We start from the raw sequence: 16,904 nt of genomic DNA, 5'->3' as shown, positions 1-16,904 counted from the left end.
ATTGACCGGATAATCCTTAGAAAGGAGGTGATCCAGCCGCAGGTTCCCCTACGGCTACCTTGTTACGACTTCACCCCAATCATCGACCATACCTTGGGCGCCTGCCCCCTTGCGGTTAGCGCAGCGACTTCTGGTACAGCCGACTTTCATGGTGTGACGGGCGGTGTGTACAAGGCCCGGGAACGTATTCACCGCGGCATTCTGATCCGCGATTACTAGCGATTCCAACTTCATGATCTCGAGTTGCAGAGATCAATCTGAACTTAGATGGCTTTTCTCCGATTTGCTCCACCTTGCGGCTTCGCTTCAGTTTGTGACCACCATTGTAGCACGTGTGTAGCCCTAGGCATAAGGGCCATGAGGACTTGACGTCATCCCCACCTTCCTCCGGTTTAACACCGGCAGTCCATTTAGAGTGCCCAACTGAATGCTGGCAACTAAATGCAGGGGTTGCGCTCGTTGCGGGACTTAACCCAACATCTCACGACACGAGCTGACGACAGCCATGCAGCACCTGTGTACAGACCCTTGCGGGCGACGGCGTTTCCGCCAATCTTCCTGTACATGTCAAGCCTAGGTAAGGTTCTTCGCGTTGCATCGAATTAAACCACATGCTCCACCGCTTGTGCGGGCCCCCGTCAATTTCTTTGAGTTTTAATCTTGCGACCGTACTCCCCAGGCGGGATACTTAACGCGTTAGCTTCGTCACTGAAGGGGTCAATACCTCCAACAACAAGTATCCATCGTTTACGGCGTGGACTACCAGGGTATCTAATCCTGTTTGATCCCCACGCTTTCGGGTCTGAGTGTCAGTGTCTAGCCAGTTACCCGCCTTCGCCACCGGTATTCCTGTTGATATCTACGTATTTCACCACTACACCAACAATTCTAGTAACCTCTCTAGCACTCAAGCTTCGCAGTATCAAATGCACTTCTAGGGTTGAGCCCTAGGCTTTCACACCTGACTTACAAAGCCACCTACACCCGCTTTACGCCCAATGATTCCGAACAACGCTAGGATCCCTCGTCTTACCGCGGCTGCTGGCACGAAGTTAGCCGATCCTTTCTTACAGGGTACATTCATTGTGTTATTCCCCTGCGACAGAGCTTTACGACCCGAAGGCCTTCATCACTCACGCGGCGTCGCTGCATCAGAGTTTCCTCCATTGTGCAATATTCCCTACTGCTGCCTCCCGTAGGAGTCTGGACCGTGTCTCAGTTCCAGTGTGACTGATCATCCTCTCAGACCAGTTAAAGATCGTTGCCTTGGTGAGCCATTACCTCACCAACTAGCTAATCTTACGCGGACTCATCTTGAAGCGAAAAACCTTTGACCCCTTGAACCTCAGTTCTTGTGGTCTTATGCGGTATTAGCTAATCTTTCGACTAGTTATCCCCCTCTTCAAGGCAGATTATCCACGCGTTACTCACCCGTGCGCCACTAGTACTCACCCGAAAGCTTTCCCCGTTCGACTTGCATGTATTAGGCACGCCGCCAGCGTTTGTTCTGAGCCAGAATCAAACTCTCCAGTTATAATTCTGTTCTCAACCAAACAACTAGCTTACGCTGTGTTTGTTCGAATTTATTTTTTGAAATTGCGAATGATAATTACTCATCATTCAAAGAGCCCAAAAATCTTTTCTATCTAGCTATTCAGTTTTCAAAGAGCGAAATTTTTAAATCGCATTTGCTTCGTTACCGAAGCGCGAGGAACCAATCTTAATGATTTTTTTGTCCCCGTCAATGTTCTTCTTTTATTTTTTTCGTTACGAGACGAACGTCTAAAATAAAAAATTGGTGGAGGCAACAGGGATCGAACCTGCGACCTTCTGAATGCAAATCAGATGCTCTCCCAGCTGAGCTATGCCCCCGAACAAAGTGGAGCTGTTTTCTCGTAACGGCCCAAAAAGGTCAATAGCTTTTTTTCGAAAATTTAATGACCGTACTAAAGTTGCTTAATAAATAATCGAGGCTTGCGCCTCGATTATTAGAAAACTTAGTTTAAGTCGTTGGATTTACAAAAGATTAAGCGCTGGCTTTAAATTTTGACGCAAGAAGTCTGTTCAACCACTTTCTTTCAACGGCTAAGTCGAATCCGACTTTTTCTCCGCCTGAAATAATGGCCAAATACACTTTTTTAAGGATTTCGACCTCGTGATCAAGGCCGTTATCAGCACCTAAAGACTCTTCAATAGCTTCAAACACACTTACTAGGTCCGGAGTTGTCACTACTTTTGGAATACGGCCCATGTCTAAACCTAAAGTTTCAATCGGCTTGAAACCCACAAGAGTTTCCGTCAATAAAACTTTCGTTCCATTCTTGAAATTCACTTGAATGAAAGGTTTTCCTTCAGAATCCGCGCGATGAAGAACTTCATTCACGTCTTGAGTGATAAAGGAGAATACTTTTCCATCTAGATCTTGGCGAATTTGCACTCGGCCTGACTCGTTGATCTTCGCACGAAGACCTTTCGAGGCATCGACAAAATTCAAGATGTGATCTAATTCCGCATGTGTCGACTTCGATTTACTGCTCAAAATACCCTCCCCTAAACATATAGGGTCCTTCCTACACATTAGGTATCGACAATCCACAAAAGGACTTAACACAAAAACAAAAAAAGATGAGAATCCGGCCTCTTATCCTGTCGCAATTTGAATAGATTATCGCGATAATGTTTCAAGGCGAGATTCATGGCGGCGTGACTTGAAGTCACCGTTCCGATTTGAGATAACCATGAATCGAAAGAGGCACTCACTATGATCATCACTCGTTGGCAAGCACCGATCGTTCCAAGCAAACAACAGGTTCACATGATTTTGGAATCTGAAGGTTTGGAACCTTATGACGAAATCTATGAACCGCAAATGAAGGTTCAAGATCACCGTCATCCGTTCGCCGAAGTGCGCGTGATTGTTTCGGGAGAGATGATCTTTAATATTTCTGGTAACCAGTTTGTGTTGCGCCCGGGAGATCGCTTAGAGATTCCTGCGAATACAAAACACTCGCACGTTGCTCAAGGCACGCAGACTTGCGTGTGTGTTTGCGCTCAAAGAGCTATTTAAAGTTCCGGAGCAGCAGCCTAAAGGGCGCGTCCGCGAGGATGTGTTCGAAGGGTTTAGGGTTTGTTTGTTCCCTTCATCCAAGATAAGTATTCGCGGATTGTTTTTTCGAAACCGCGAGTTGTTGGCTCATACAATTGAGCTTCGCTGACTTCAGGTGGAAGATAACTTTGGTCGACCCATCCTGTCGGATAGTTGTGCGGATACTTATAATCTCGGCCGTATCCTAAATCTTTTGCGAGAGCGGTTTTTGCCGAACGCAAATGCAATGGGACTGGCAATGTTCTGGTTTTTTCTACAAGTTCGCGGGCTTTATTCAACGCCATATAGGAGGCGTTTGATTTCGGGCATGAGGCTAAATACGTCGTTACTTGTGAAAGAGTGATGGCTCCTTCGGGAAGACCGATCGCTTCGACAGCTTGAAGACCTGCGATGGCGACAGAGATTGCTCTTGGGTCGGCGTTGCCGATATCTTCAGACGCTAAGACAATCAAACGGCGGGCGATGAAAATAGGATCTTCTCCTCCGTCGATCATGCGTGCGAGATAGTAGACGGCCGCATCGGGATCGCTTCCGCGCACGCTTTTGATGAATGCCGATATAAGATCATAGTGCATCTCGGAGCTTTTGTCGTAACCCAGCGGATTTTGCTGAAGAAGCTCGCGCATGTCGTTCACATCAAGACGCTCGCCATCCTCTTGATCTTTTGTGAAATTGTAGAGAATTTCGAGACTGTTGATGAGTCTGCGCGCATCTCCGTCAGAATATTCAAGTAGATTGTTGATCGCCTCTTTGGTGAGGATCATATCGAGCTGTTTTTTGTAGTGAGTTTCCGCTCGACTGACGATCTTGCTAAGGTCTTCTTCAGAAAGTCGTTCAAAAATAACGACACGGCAGCGACTGAGCAAAGCTCGATTTAATTCATAGCTTGGATTTTCCGTGGTGGCGCCGATGAGAACGAGATCGCCTTTTTCCACGAACGGCAGAAGGACGTCTTGTTGGGCTTTATTAAAACGATGAATTTCGTCGACGAAAAGCACGGTTTTTTGCTGGAGCTGTAGACGGCGGTCTTTGCCCTCTTCACCGATTTCTCTTAAGGCTTTGGCTCCCGAGTCCACGGCGTTGATATTTACGAAATGAGCGTTGAAATGCTGAGATAAAGCCAGCGCAAAGGTGGTTTTTCCCGTTCCTGGAGGCCCCCAGATAATGAGGCTTGGCAAATAACCTTTGCGCAACATCTGGCCGAGCTTTGATTTTGGTCCCAAGGTTTTATCTTGGCCAATGATCTCATCTAAATTCTTCGGGCGAAGAATTTCTGAAAGTGGAGATGAGCTTGAGGCTGCGGCAGAGGCGGAAAATAGGTCCATGGATGGCTTATAAAACGGGTCTTTGCGGAGGTCACTGATTATTCACATCGTTGGTAAAGAGTCATGGCGATAACTCGGGGCGTTTTTCAAAAAACAAAAGGCTCCTTTTAGGAGCCTTTCTTAAATCTTATTTGAACTTAAAACTAGAAACTTTCGACTGTGATCGTTGTCGATGTTTTTACTGGAGTTTCGTTTCCGGCAGCGTCGCGCTCTAGACCGAAGACCTCCATGGTTCCGCTGGCTGTTGTGCCACTATTCATTGTGATGCCGCCGCAATAGAGAGCGCAGTCTGTGGAAAATGTTTTATTCGCATCTCCACTTGGAATCAATGCTTCTTTCGTTCCACTGCTAAACCAAGTCCCCTTCAGGGCCGCGAGACCATCGCCACCGACCTCACAGTTGATCGGTGTTGAACTGCCTGGAACTGGAATATTGATGCGAATAAAAGCGATGATAAGGTTCTTAGTTGTATCTTTGCGAGTAAACGTGATTGTTGGGACACGGAAATAGCTTGGTGAGATATCCGCTGTTGGCGTATCAGTTCCAGCATTTTCACGCGCTAAACAACTAACCGCCGTTGCCGGGATCAAAGGCAAAGAAGAGCCACTGATTGAGACTTCAACGTTGCCTGCTTCTTGGGAACAGGAACCGAGAACTACTGATAAAACTAGTAACGAGACGTACAAAAGTTTTTTCATTGTTCCCTCCCTTTAAAAATCTTGAGTTGTCGGAGCTACTGGACCTGCGTCAACCGGACCGATGATTCTTGGTGTAAGGAAAACTAGCAGCTCCGATTTGTTTCTTGTGACGTTCTTTGTTTTAAACAAGTAACTCACAACTGGAAGCTCACGGAACCAAGGTACACCGTTTTCATTCTCAACAGCGTCGCTTTGGTAGATACCACCGATGACCGCTGTTTGACCGTTTTTCACAAGTACGCGAGTGTTGGCTTCACGGCTGTTGACCGCAAACGCACCTTGACCCGCACTACTCACGTCCGCACCACGGAATTGTCTATTCACAGTGACTTTCATTATAACAGATCCGTCGGCTGTCACCTGTGGAGTCACCTCAAGTTTCAACGTCAATGGCTTAAACTGGAACGTCTCTTGAGTTGCTGTCCCGTTTTGAGTCACCTGACGAACTGGTTCTTCCGTCGTCTGATTGATATCTGCTTTTTCATTCGTCATTGTCATGATTCGTGGAGCAGAGAGGATTTTCACCTGCCCTTCACTTTCAGACAAAGACAACGCCGCTTGCAGAGTTCCGAAGACATCCAGAGTTCCCACGCTCACGTTGAAATTCAAGTTGCCCGGAGTCGCCGCTGTCGGGTTGATGTTAAAGCTTGGATTCATGTTCACAGGACCACGCGCTGTCGAACCCAATTTAATTGGCGCACCAGAAGCACCCCAATTAATACCGATATTACGAGTGAAGCTTTCTTGCGCTTCCACGATTTTCGATTCGATCAAAACTTGCGGAGGTTGCGTATCAAGACTTGCAATTAGTTTCGCTGCACGCTCTAGATTTTCTTCGATATCCGTCACAACAAGGGCGTTGGTACGAACATCGCCAACCACCTTACCGCGATCACCCAAGAAATCTTTGATTTTCTTTTCAAGCTCGTCCACTTTCGCGTAGCTTACTGGGAACATGCGAACTTTCAAAGGCTCCACGTTCTTGCGAGCCTGCGCCAATTTCGTTGCATCATCTTCTTCCGCTTTCAAGTCTTGAAGAGGAGCGATACGAAGCACGTTGCCTTGACGAGTGTAACCGAGTTTTTTCGCTTTCATGATCACAACCAAAGCTTGGTCCCAAGGAACTTGGCGAAGTTTCAAACTCACCGCTCCTTTGACATCTTCAGAGATCACCATGTTCACGCCACTCTCTTCAGTGATGAAGTTCAAAGCGTCGCGGATATCCATGTTATTTGTTTCGATAGAGATCTTTTTACCGTAAAACTTTGTGTTCCCAGAGAGGAATTCCGTCAAGTTCTGGCTTGGCAAAATTTTCGCGTCAGACAACTCCACATTGGTTCCGTCTGCTTGAGCAACCTCGTGTGCCTCCGCAGAAGTTCCAGCGCCGTTAGCTACGATCAAAAGACTGTTGCCTTCGGCTTGAACTGCGGGCTCTGTTACACCTTCACGCAATTGAATAACAAAGCGTGCCGTTGTTGAACCTGGATTTTGATAAGCATCGATCGCACCGATGCTGCCTTTGATGTCCTTTGTATTCAAAGAACGCTTCAAACGGTCCGGCAAGTTCGCATTGTCGACTTCGATAATATACTGGTGCAAATCAGGATTTGTGCGTGTCGTGTAGGTCAACGGCTTGTCCGCTTGAACGACAACAGTTCCACCTGTTTCATTGGCTTTAAACTTCAAATCCGTGATGTTCGCAGGAGATCCAGATGGAATAGACACTGTAGGCGCTGTCTCTTGCACTGGAGTTGGAATCGTCTCTGTCACAGTCGGAGCTGGAGTTTCCGGTGCCGGAGTTTCTGGAGCTGGCGCTGGAACGTCTGCCACTGAGCTGTCAGCAAATGGATCTTCTGTTGGCGAAGCTTCTTCAGCCGGAGCAGGAACTGTCTCTGCAGGTGGTGTTGCCGCCTGCTCTTGAGGTTGTCCTTCCGCTTGATTGACTTCATCTTCAATCGCTAAATCTTGATCGTTTTGCGCAGGAGCCGCTTCGGCTTGTTTAGTTTCGCCGCCGCCGTCTTCAAAGTCTGCAAAATCATCTTGATTGCCTGAAGACTCCGCGGGAGCCACTTCAGATGAGGATTCTCCACCATCTAATGACAAATCGTCCTCAACAGGACGGCTGGCACAAGAGGTGATAGAAGCAATCAACGCACTTAGGATAAATAATCGAATGAGTCCTTTCATTCGTTCCTCCTCTGATAAATAAACTTACTTTTTCAATTCCAAGACGCGAGTTTCTTTAACCGATTTTCCATCGTCGTATTTTGTTTCTACGACAACGACTTCACCCTCGCGGATGGCCGCTACAAATCCTTCGCTTCGGCCGATCTTTGAATTTTTTGTTACAGTAAATACAGCGCCATCCGGATCGCGAATCATCGCGCGCGGTGTACGCACATCCCACAAAATACCGACAACCTGCAAACGCTCGATTTCCCAACGCTGCAATGGCTCTAGGATTTCATTCGGTTTTGCGATGTCGGAACCGCCGTTATCTTTAGGACGAACCGTTCTGAAAACTTTGAACGGATCTCTTTTTCCTGTCGGATCGTAACGGTAACCATCACTCGGCAAAATACTTGCTGGTGGAGGTGTTTGCGCTGTGGCTCCATCACCCACTGGCATTTCGTTTTCCATAGGTGGCGGCGGCACATTGGGTTGCTGCGGAGGTTGTTGAGGTTGAGCTGCGGCTCCCGGCTGCGCATGCTGTTGTTGCGCTGGCGGTGGAGTCGCTTGCTTTCCACCACCAGGAGGAGTTGCGCCCGCCGGAGGAACTTGTGTCGATTCCACTTCTTTTAAGAAGTCCGCAGGCAAATCTCCGTTAGACGGAGTTTCCTGAGAATGCGCAGGAGCCATGAACTTCACACTCACTGCAAAAGCAAGCCAAAGTCCCAGAGAGGCTACTAGAATGTAAGATACAATCCATCTTACAGATTTCACTGCGGAGTCTCCGTTCCTGCCGTTCCATCGGCAGGTTTTTTCTTTTCTTCAGGAGCCAGTTTGTAACCAACCACCTGACCTTCAAATTTCAACTTCTTACTTCCGGGTTCAGACTCTGTGATCACGACGTTTTTCACACGAGCCATACGTTCTGCTGTCGATACCAAGAAAGAAAATTGCGCGAGTTCCGCGTAACTTCCTTCCAACGTCACATCCACAGGAACTTCTTCAACGACTTCTTTTTTAACGTTGTCGCCTGGTTTTTTCGATTTCACACTCACGCCGGCATTGCGAGCGAAGTCGTCGATCGCTTTATTGATATCAATAGAGAAAAGCACTGACGGAAGACGACGAGAGATTTCTTGATATTTTTGACTGAGTTGTCCGACCTTCTCTTGCATCTCTTGCACTTGTTTTAAAGTCGCGTCCGTGTCTTTTTTCTTATTTTCTTCTTCTTGAAGCTGTTGGCTGATTTGCACGATTTGCGCGTCAACAGCAGAGCCGTCGTCGTAAAGTGCATACCAATAAAATGCCGTCAGCCCTAATCCGATGATCAGAACCTTACTGATTTGTTGTGCTGCGAGAGTTTCAAAGAACTTATTCATTCGGGTCTCTCCAACAAACAGCTAATTTCAAACTTTTTTAACATCACGCCATCTTGATTGATCTCGCTTGAACTTACTAAGTTCACGTCCATTAGGAATGCGCTCTTTGTTAACGCTTCCAAAAAAGAGGATACTTCAAAATCACTCAAAGCCAAACCTTGCACATTTACTTTATCCGGATTGATTTGCACGCGTGTGAGCCATGCCTTTTCAGGAATCACAGTTTGCAATAAATCCAAAACGCGGATCTCTCTTTGACGGTCCTTGGCGATTTTTTCAAGCGCAGAAATACGCGCCTCAATCAATGCTTCGTCTTCTTTAAACTTTTTGATCTCCGCAACAGAGGCCGCTTGTTTTGAGTTGTAGTTTTGCAACTCTGTCAAAACTTGCGTTTTTGCATTGAGATCAGCAACCTTGCCCGGCACGTTTTGATTTTGATAAATGTATAAAGCCAAAGGTCCCACAAGAATCAAAACCAAACGCTTCAGGGCTTCTTTTCTCATCTCATCGGGAGCTAAGAAACTGTCTGACGAAATTCCCAGTGAAGCTCCAAGAGGAGACCCTGCACTGATAGAAGCTCCGGATGCCAGATTGATTTTAATCATGATGCATCCCCCACTTCACGCAAAGCGAGACCTGTCACAACGCCAGCAAAAGAGCTGATTTGATCCAAGTATTCGGGAGAGAATTTTTTTGGATTCGCTTTCACGCGCAAGAATGGATTAAATGGCTCCATCAAGATGCCAGTCACACGAGACACTGTCTCTGTCAGGCCTGATGTTGCAGAACTTCCGCCCGTGAAAAAGCAACGGTTCAAGACAAGACCATTTGTTGTCGCACTTAAGAAGTCCAAGCTGCTGCGAATCTCTTCTGTCACCGCTTCGTTGGTTGCGCTGATGATACTGTGAACTTCGTCGGGAACTTCACGGCGAGAGATCGCGCTGAGTTTGAGGGCTTCGGCTTCAGCCACTGTCACGCCCATCGCTTTGTGGATTTCATTCGTGTAGTTCGCACCACCCACAGGAATATCACGGCAGAAAATCACTTCGCCATTTTGCACGACCACGAAATTTGTAATCGATGCGCCGAAGTTGAGAATTCCGACAACTTCTCCAGGGATTTTTCCGTAATTCAATTCGAAGGCATTTGCGAGAGCGAAACCACTCACATCCAAAACGCCGCAAGAAAGTCCGCTCACTTCAATCACCTGCGTGTACTGAGTGACGAGTTCGTTTTGAGCGGCGATCAATAAAATATCCATCGTGTCTGGAGAACTGCTGCCCGCCAAAATATGATGGGCCAAGCTGATATTGTTGATATCAAACGGGATGTATTGCTCGGCCTCGAAACGGATTTGATCTTTGATAAGTTTTTTATCCATTTTGGGAATCGTGATTTTCTTCACGATCACGGCTGTGCCCCACATCGCCGTAGAGATGCTCTTGCGTTTGGATTTTACTTCATTGATCAAAGATTGAATGGCGATACCAACCGAAGCGATATCAACAATCTCACCACCAGAAACAGAATTCGGCGGAGTTGGCGCGAAACCAAAAGAAAGCAACTGGGCTCCTTTGCCACTGAAGTCCATTTCAGCCAGTTTGATGGAACTCGTTCCGATATCGAGTCCGATAACTTTCTTCGATTTAAAAAACATGCTTTCGCTGCTTCCCCAGTTGTATCACTCAGATGTCATTTCAAAGACTTACGTCCTTGGGACACAAGTCCTAAATAATAAAATTATTTCTGCTTGGACAGGGAATGTCAAATATGGCTCTCGCGAACTTCTAAAAAGGTCCAGATATCAAAACGTTATATCTGAGAAAATTAGCCTAAGCCGGGTAAAAATAGGTTCAAGTACCAGAGAGCGATGGTCTCTCCACCGAACAAATACAAAATAGCACCTAAGGCCAGGTAGGGTCCGAAAGGAATTACAGTCTTTAGTCCAGCCTTCTGTTTTCTTGCAGCGATCAAACCAATCACACTTCCTATGATGGCTGAAGACATAATCACAAAAGGAATCGCCTTCCATCCAAGAAGCGCGCCGATCCAAGCAAGGAGTTTGATATCTCCCCCGCCCATGCCTTCTTGTTTTGTTAGAAGATAATACACGTAAGCCATGCCCCACAAAAATCCACCGCCCATTAAAACGCCGAAAAGGGCGTCCAAGAATTCGCGGTGAGGATTTAGAGCGGCGCCAACAAGTCCAATCACGATTCCTGAAAGAGTGAATTCATCAGGCAAAATCATGTGATCAAGATCGATAAAGGTGCAGACAACGAGGCCGAAAATGAAAATCAGATATTCTAACAAAGACCAAGAAAATCCAACGTAGTGAAAGCTTAAAGTGAAAAGTCCCGCCATGATCAATTCCACGAGTGGATAGCGGAAAGAGAATTTTGCGCCACAGTGACGGCATTTTCCGCGCAGGATGAACCAGCTAAAAATAGGAATATTGTCGTACCATTTGATCGGCGTTTTGCAGTTGTAACAATAACTGCGAGGCTTTACGACGCTTTCTTCTTTTGGCAGACGATAAATCACGACGTTGGCGAAACTTCCAAAGATCGCTCCTAAAATAAAGAAGAAAATATAGAAAGTAAGATCCAAATTAGACAATGTCTTTTCTCCTGAAGAAGAAATTTGTGGCAAGGATGAGTAAAATTCCCCATCCTGTCATGTGTGCGATCATCCACCCCACATTTTGCGCGGGAATTCCGTTTTCCAAGAAGTAAGCGGACTTCCAGTTCATGCGATAAAGATTGGGCGTGATCCAATGGAAAACTTTAACGGCTTGAATGAAAAGTTCTTCTTTGCTTTTTTCGGCGAAGAACGTCAGATCACCCAGCCAATGCCCCAGAAGGAAAACCATAAATCCTGCGCCCAATGCAAGCACAGGTCTGACGATCAAACTAAAGCAGATGACCAGACACAAGATCACAGCGCTTTCAAACCAGAGGCTCAGACATATTTCTACAAATGATAGCCAAAGATTTGGTTCCTTCCAAAGACCTAAAAGCGCCCAAAGAAGAACTCCCAAAGCGGCTAATAGAAGAGTATTCAATGCAAGGACACCAAAGATTTTTCCGAGGATGAATTGCTCACGACTAACGGGTCTTGAAAGAATCAAAAGACATGTTTGTTTTTCGATTTCTTTAGCTAGTAAATAGGAGCCTGAAAAAAGAGACACACCTAAGGCCGCCACTTGAATCGCCAGGAATCCGAAGTCTGTGAGAATTTTTCTTTGTTCCGCGAAAGACAAAGCTCCAAGTAAGAAACTCAGTGCTAAAAGTGCGACTGCGATCAAAACCACAACGAGGAACACTTTTTCGCGCAACATTTCACGCAAAGTAGTTTTTGCTAAAGCCCAAACTTTACCCATGAGCTTCCTCCCGGCCTTTAAGAACCGCGAAGGCTCTTTCAAGGCTTTGGAATTCCGCCATAAAGGAATTTAAAACTCCGTCGTAAAGGATTTGCCCGCGATTGATGACAACTAAATGACTGCAAAGCTCTTCCATATCTTGCAGAAGATGGCTGCTAAAAAATAGACTCACGCCGCGTTTTTGCTCTTCGCGCAAAATGTCTTTCACCATCGCGCGCCCATCGGGATCAAGACCTGACATTGGTTCATCAAGAATCAACAAATCAGGTCTTGTGAGAATAGCTTGGGCGATTCCCACTCTTTGCAACATACCTTTGGAGTACGTACGAAGACGGCGGTCTTTGGCCTCCATCAGATCTACTTTTTTAAGAGCTTCATGGGCTCTTTCATGGAAGTCCTTCATTGTGGAGCCGTAACAAAGATTCCAGTGCAGACGCAAAAACTCCATACCCGTGAGGAATTCATAAAGATAAGGACGCTCTGGCAAATAGCCGATGCGGGTTTTGCTTTCACTGCTTAACGGTTTTCCGAAAAAAAGAATTTCGCCACTGTTGGGACGAATAAAATCGAAAAGACATTTGATCGTTGTGGTTTTGCCTGAGCCGTTGCTGCCAACGAAGCCGGAAGTTTGTCCTTCAGGAAGCGAAAAGGTCACATCACGCAAAACATGGCGATCTTTTTCAAAAAGACCACCTTTAAATGTTTTATTGAGCTTTTCAACTTTGAGTACTGCTGCCATCAAACTCTATGGTTTGAGCTCAAGATTCAGAGCTTTCACCATCTCCCTAACAGGATCATACTGTTTAGAAGTGGCAGGCATCAAGTCGCGAGAACCTAAAATTTCAGAGTAAGCGTTTTTATCTTGGGATTCGGCCAAGATGTCGATCAAAGCAAACATCAAAGTGTGCGTTGTCTTAGGATAAGTGTCATAAAAATCCTGACGAACACAGAATGGATCATTAGGAATCGGAGCACTCATCCAAATAATGCGATATTTGGCTTTTTTATTTGTTCCGAATTTCACCCATGCGCCCTGTGTTCCCTTTTCGTCGTCACTGAACACCGCGGCCGCATCGACTCTGTTGGCTTCCAAAAACTGAATGGAAGCTTGGTGATTTCCAGAGAAGGCGACTTCTTTAAAGTCTTTATCTGTAAGACCGATCTTTCTGAGTGCCACTTGCGGATACAAATAGCCTGAAGAAGACTTATCATCCACAAAGGCAATGCGCTTTCCTTTAAGATCCTTCAGTTTTTTGATTCCAGATCTTTGCGGAGTGATGATCGCCGAATAATAAAACGGCTGATTCCATACTTTTTTAAGGAGAACTTTGGCCTGCGCTTGTTCTTCAGCAAAAACATACGTCAAAGAAGAAAAGAAAGCGAAATCCACTTTCTTTGTTTTCATGGCCTCAATAAGACCTGCATAGTTTTTTGAAATATAAATGTTAACCGGAATATTGAGCTTTGCTTGAAGCTCTTTGGCCAAATTCAAACCTTGCTCACGCAGGTTTTCGGGATTCCCACCGGGAATCACACCAATGGTGATCGACGGTGGGTTTGTTTCGTTGCTATTTGTTTCAGCCGCCTGAACGCTTGAAAAAACTAGAAGTGCAATCAGTCCTAGAATGAGTCTTTTCAAAATTCCTCCATGGCTCCCAGAGCCTCGACTGATGATGACTCATTTCTTTGATTTTTCAAAGCAAGAACGAAAGCCTCAGCAGCGTCACTCTCTGTTAGACATGGAATATTGTAGTCCGTACAAGCTCGACGAATGTCGAAGCTCGCTTCGATGGCCCGGCGCCCCGAAGTGGTGTTGATAACAAAGGCCACTTCACCCGAGCGGATTTTATCCACACAGTGCGGACGACCTTCATCGACTTTTCTGAGCGACAGACAATTCACACCGCGTTCGTTAAAGAAATTCGCCGTTCCCGTTGTTGCAGAAACGCCATATCCCATACGTTGCAGTTCTTTTGCCATGTCGAGCATCAACTCTTTGTCTTTATCACGAAGAGAGAAAAAGACCTGACCCATCTTTGGAAGTCTTATGTTACTTGAAAGGAAGGCTTTGGAAAGAGCTTCGGAATAATCTTTTCCACGGCCCATGCTTTCCCCTGTTGATTTCATCTCAGGTCCAAGAATGGAGTCTGACTCGGAGAATTTTTTAAACGGAAATACAACACCTTTTACAGAAACTTGCTGTGTGTTTCTCCAGTTTAATTTGTCCAGATGAAGATCTTTTTTCTTTTTACCCAACGTCGCTGCGACACCTAGATCGATGAGCGGAATGTTCGTCGCTTTTGCCACGAATGGAACTGAGCGCGAGCTGCGAGGATTCGCTTCGAGCATGTAGACGACGTCATTCTTCACAGCGAGTTGCAAATTCAAATGACCGATCACACCGATACGATCAGCAAGACGCTGACTCAGTTCTTCAATGCGTTCACAGGTTTCAGATTTCAAACGCTGTGGAGGAAGAACACCCATGGAGTCCCCAGAGTGAACACCGGCAGCTTCAATATGCTCAACAACTCCACCAACAACGGTCCAATCATCACCGCGCACGAGATCCACATCGACTTCAAGAGCGCCTGCTAAGAATTGATCCATCAAGCATGGTTTATCAGAGGAAATAAAGTCTTTATGTCTTTGGAAGTAGGAGACCAATTCGTCTTGGCTTTCGATCACTTCCATACGGCGTCCACCCAAAACATAACTTGGACGGCAGATCATGGGATAACCGACGGACTTTTCGTGCTGAAGGGCTTCAGCTAGTGATCCTGCCATGGCTGAATTTGGAATGGCAAAATTAAGTTCTTGGCAAATCTTTGTGAAAAGACCGCGGTCCTCGGCAAGATCAATTGTTTCTAATGAAGAACCTAGAAGTTTAAATCCGGCTTTCACTAAATCATGCGCTACACTGATCGGAGTTTGACCGCCAAGTTGAGCGACAAATCCTTTTGGTTTCATAAAGCGCATGATTTCAGTCAAACTTTCAACTGTGAGTGGCTCAAAGAAAAGGACATCTGACGTATCGTAGTCAGTTGAAACTGTCTCTGGATTTGAGTTCACCATCACGACTTTGCTGCCGCTTTTTTGAAAACCCTTTACACCGCGAACACAGCTATAATCAAACTCAATCCCTTGACCGATTCGATTTGGTCCACTTCCGATAATTACTACGGCATTAGGGGCATTCACCGTAGCAGACGCCGTCGGCCAATAGGAAGAATAGAAGTAAGGAGTGGAAGATTCAAACTCCCCGGCGCATGTATCCACTTGCTGATAGCGCGGGAACATATTGTTTTTTTCGCGCAACTGGCAGATTTCTTTTTCTGTTTTACCTACAAGCTTGGCAAGACGTGCATCAGTGAATCCTTTGCGTTTTGCCGCTAGCAATAATTCCGTATTGGAATCAGAGAATTCTTTTTTAAATTTATTTTCAAACTTAATCAGAGCTTCGATGTGCTCTAAGAAGTACGGATTGATTCTTGTCAGCTCTTCGATTTCCGCCACTGTTTTTCCATCGCGAAACGCTTGGAAAAGATGATAAATACGCTGACTGTTCGGATAAGAAACTTTACCTGTTTCTAAAACCACTTCCGGAATCGCTTGCGGATCTTTTTCAAGACTCGCCATGGCTTTCATCAAAGACTCTTGCAAAGTGCGACCGATTCCCATCACCTCACCGACGCTCTTCATTTGTGTTGTGAGAAGATCTTTAGAACCTTGGAATTTTTCAAACGCAAAACGCGGGATTTTTGTAACGACATAATCAAGCGCCGGTTCATAACAAGACGGCGTCACTTTTGTGATGTCGTTTTGAAGTTCATCAAGACTGTAACCAATTGCCAACAACGCCGCGATTTTTGCAATCGGGAATCCTGTCGCTTTACTTGCTAGTGCAGATGAACGACTCACACGCGGATTCATTTCAATCACCACGCGCTCACGAGTCGTGGGATGAACGGCGAATTGAATATTCGCGCCCCCTGTTTGAATACCGACTTCGTTGATGATCTTGCAAGCTTCATCACGCATCTCTTGATATTCGCGATCGCTCAAAGTTTGCTGAGGAGCGACCGTGATACTGTCACCCGTATGAACTCCGCAAGGATCCAAGTTTTCGATACTGCAAACCACAACGAAAGTTCCTTTGTGGTCGCGCATCACTTCAAGTTCAAACTCTTTCCAACCCAGAATGCTTTCTTCAACAAGAACTTCCGATGTCGGACTTTCATGTAAAGCTGTGATGAGCATGTTTTGATATTCTTCTGGAGAATACGCAATACCACCGCCTCCGCCGCCCAGAGTGTAATTAGGACGAAGGATCATCGGGTAACCTAAGTCTTCGGCGATTTGCAGACCATGCTCATAGGTTCTGACCAAATGACTTTTGGGATAACGAGCACCGATTTTATCTAAGATACCGCGGAAAATTTCACGATCTTCACCGGCTTTAATAACCGTCGGTGTAGCACCGAGAAGTTGAACCTTGTATTTTTGAAGAATGCCTTTGGCGTGAAGATCCAAAGCGAGATTCAACGCTGTTTGCCCTCCTAGAGTCGGGATCACAGCATCAGGTTTTTCTTTCGCAATGATTTTTTCAAGATAATCGACTTTCAGAGGCTCCACGTAAACTCGTGTCGCCACCTCAGGATCTGTCATGATCGTTGCCGGATTGGAGTTCACAAGAATAACTTCCAATCCTTCTTTCATCAGGGCTTTACAGGCTTGAGTGCCGGAGTAGTCAAACTCACACGCTTGTCCAATTACGATAGGTCCAGAGCCAATAATCAAAACTCTTTTAATACTGGACGTTCTCGGCACTTTTTCCTCCTGCGA

The 16,904-nt window shown here is 46.0% G+C and carries 14 protein-coding genes, 1 tRNA gene and 1 rRNA gene; 1 reads left to right on the top strand and 15 read right to left on the bottom strand.

All coding sequences use genetic code 11. From position 1 onward, the window contains the following. Window positions 1-20 precede the first annotated feature (20 nt). The 3 genes from AAAA78_RS04165 to AAAA78_RS04155 form a co-directional block, all read right to left on the bottom strand. Window positions 21-1,534: ribosomal RNA gene (locus AAAA78_RS04165) — 16S ribosomal RNA — on the bottom strand. Between the two features lie 262 nt (window positions 1,535-1,796). Then, window positions 1,797-1,872, bottom strand: a tRNA-Ala gene (locus AAAA78_RS04160). Between the two features lie 154 nt (window positions 1,873-2,026). Further along, window positions 2,027-2,539 (bottom strand): hypothetical protein, encoded by a 513-nt coding sequence (locus AAAA78_RS04155; RefSeq protein ID WP_295905109.1) that lies wholly within the window; start codon window positions 2,537-2,539, stop codon window positions 2,027-2,029. Window positions 2,540-2,761: 222 nt separating this feature from the next. Here AAAA78_RS04155 and AAAA78_RS04150 point away from each other — a divergent pair, with 222 nt between their 5' ends. Then, a complete protein-coding gene (locus tag AAAA78_RS04150; protein ID WP_295905111.1) occupies window positions 2,762-3,067 on the top strand; it encodes a cupin domain-containing protein in 306 nt (101 codons plus the stop codon). A gap of 53 nt (window positions 3,068-3,120) precedes the next feature. On the opposite strand, the gene AAAA78_RS04145 is transcribed toward AAAA78_RS04150, so the two are convergent. The 12 genes from AAAA78_RS04145 to carB all read right to left on the bottom strand — a co-directional run bounded on the left by AAAA78_RS04145 (window position 3,121) and on the right by carB (window position 16,889). Then, window positions 3,121-4,431: a replication-associated recombination protein A gene (locus AAAA78_RS04145; RefSeq protein WP_340590482.1), complete on the bottom strand. Its 1,311-nt coding sequence runs from the start codon at window positions 4,429-4,431 to the stop codon at window positions 3,121-3,123. 143 nt (window positions 4,432-4,574) lie between these two features. After that, window positions 4,575-5,129 (bottom strand): hypothetical protein, encoded by a 555-nt coding sequence (locus AAAA78_RS04140; protein ID WP_340590481.1) that lies wholly within the window; start codon window positions 5,127-5,129, stop codon window positions 4,575-4,577. A gap of 12 nt (window positions 5,130-5,141) precedes the next feature. Then, window positions 5,142-7,316, bottom strand: a complete 2,175-nt coding sequence (locus AAAA78_RS04135; RefSeq protein ID WP_340590480.1) for a type IV pilus secretin PilQ — start codon at window positions 7,314-7,316, stop codon at window positions 5,142-5,144. A gap of 24 nt (window positions 7,317-7,340) precedes the next feature. Then, window positions 7,341-8,072, bottom strand: a complete 732-nt coding sequence (locus tag AAAA78_RS04130; RefSeq protein WP_340590479.1) for a pilus assembly protein PilP — start codon at window positions 8,070-8,072, stop codon at window positions 7,341-7,343. Then, a complete protein-coding gene (locus tag AAAA78_RS04125; protein WP_340590477.1) occupies window positions 8,069-8,677 on the bottom strand; it encodes a type 4a pilus biogenesis protein PilO in 609 nt (202 codons plus the stop codon). The genes AAAA78_RS04130 and AAAA78_RS04125 overlap by 4 nt, the downstream gene beginning before the upstream one ends. Then, window positions 8,674-9,282 carry a PilN domain-containing protein gene (locus tag AAAA78_RS04120; protein WP_340590476.1) on the bottom strand — a complete coding sequence of 203 codons (609 nt, stop codon included), beginning with the start codon at window positions 9,280-9,282 and terminating at the stop codon, window positions 8,674-8,676. Before AAAA78_RS04120 ends, AAAA78_RS04125 begins: the two co-directional genes overlap by 4 nt. After that, window positions 9,279-10,334 (bottom strand): type IV pilus assembly protein PilM, encoded by a 1,056-nt coding sequence (pilM, locus tag AAAA78_RS04115; protein ID WP_340590475.1) that lies wholly within the window; start codon window positions 10,332-10,334, stop codon window positions 9,279-9,281. The genes AAAA78_RS04120 and pilM overlap by 4 nt, the downstream gene beginning before the upstream one ends. A gap of 170 nt (window positions 10,335-10,504) precedes the next feature. Then, complete coding sequence (locus AAAA78_RS04110; RefSeq protein WP_445291994.1) at window positions 10,505-11,287, bottom strand: prepilin peptidase; 783 nt, start codon at window positions 11,285-11,287, stop codon at window positions 10,505-10,507. 1 nt (window position 11,288) lies between these two features. Further along, complete coding sequence (locus tag AAAA78_RS04105) at window positions 11,289-12,059, bottom strand: ABC transporter permease (protein WP_340590473.1); 771 nt, start codon at window positions 12,057-12,059, stop codon at window positions 11,289-11,291. Beyond that, complete coding sequence (locus AAAA78_RS04100; protein ID WP_340590472.1) at window positions 12,052-12,798, bottom strand: ABC transporter ATP-binding protein; 747 nt, start codon at window positions 12,796-12,798, stop codon at window positions 12,052-12,054. The genes AAAA78_RS04105 and AAAA78_RS04100 overlap by 8 nt, the downstream gene beginning before the upstream one ends. Before the next feature lie 6 nt (window positions 12,799-12,804). Continuing rightward, a complete protein-coding gene (locus tag AAAA78_RS04095) occupies window positions 12,805-13,698 on the bottom strand; it encodes a substrate-binding domain-containing protein (protein ID WP_340590471.1) in 894 nt (297 codons plus the stop codon). Then, complete coding sequence (carB, locus tag AAAA78_RS04090) at window positions 13,695-16,889, bottom strand: carbamoyl-phosphate synthase large subunit (protein WP_340590470.1); 3,195 nt, start codon at window positions 16,887-16,889, stop codon at window positions 13,695-13,697. Before carB ends, AAAA78_RS04095 begins: the two co-directional genes overlap by 4 nt. Window positions 16,890-16,904: the final 15 nt, after the last annotated feature.

Source organism: Bdellovibrio sp. BCCA, assembly GCF_037996825.1.
GTDB lineage: Bacteria > Bdellovibrionota > Bdellovibrionia > Bdellovibrionales > Bdellovibrionaceae > Bdellovibrio.
Note: the sequence above shows the minus strand (reverse complement) of the source record. Positions and strands in the feature narration are given on the sequence as shown.

Coding starts and splice junctions, on each gene's coding strand:
- AAAA78_RS04150 (WP_295905111.1), top strand. CDS start 2,762: ATGATCATCACTCGTTGGCAAGCACCGATCGTTCCAAGCAAACAACAG.
- AAAA78_RS04145 (WP_340590482.1), bottom strand. CDS start 4,431: ATGGACCTATTTTCCGCCTCTGCCGCAGCCTCAAGCTCATCTCCACTT.
- AAAA78_RS04140 (WP_340590481.1), bottom strand. CDS start 5,129: ATGAAAAAACTTTTGTACGTCTCGTTACTAGTTTTATCAGTAGTTCTC.
- AAAA78_RS04135 (WP_340590480.1), bottom strand. CDS start 7,316: ATGAAAGGACTCATTCGATTATTTATCCTAAGTGCGTTGATTGCTTCT.
- AAAA78_RS04125 (WP_340590477.1), bottom strand. CDS start 8,677: ATGAATAAGTTCTTTGAAACTCTCGCAGCACAACAAATCAGTAAGGTT.
- AAAA78_RS04120 (WP_340590476.1), bottom strand. CDS start 9,282: ATGATTAAAATCAATCTGGCATCCGGAGCTTCTATCAGTGCAGGGTCT.
- pilM (WP_340590475.1), bottom strand. CDS start 10,334: ATGTTTTTTAAATCGAAGAAAGTTATCGGACTCGATATCGGAACGAGT.
- AAAA78_RS04105 (WP_340590473.1), bottom strand. CDS start 12,059: ATGGGTAAAGTTTGGGCTTTAGCAAAAACTACTTTGCGTGAAATGTTG.
- AAAA78_RS04100 (WP_340590472.1), bottom strand. CDS start 12,798: ATGGCAGCAGTACTCAAAGTTGAAAAGCTCAATAAAACATTTAAAGGT.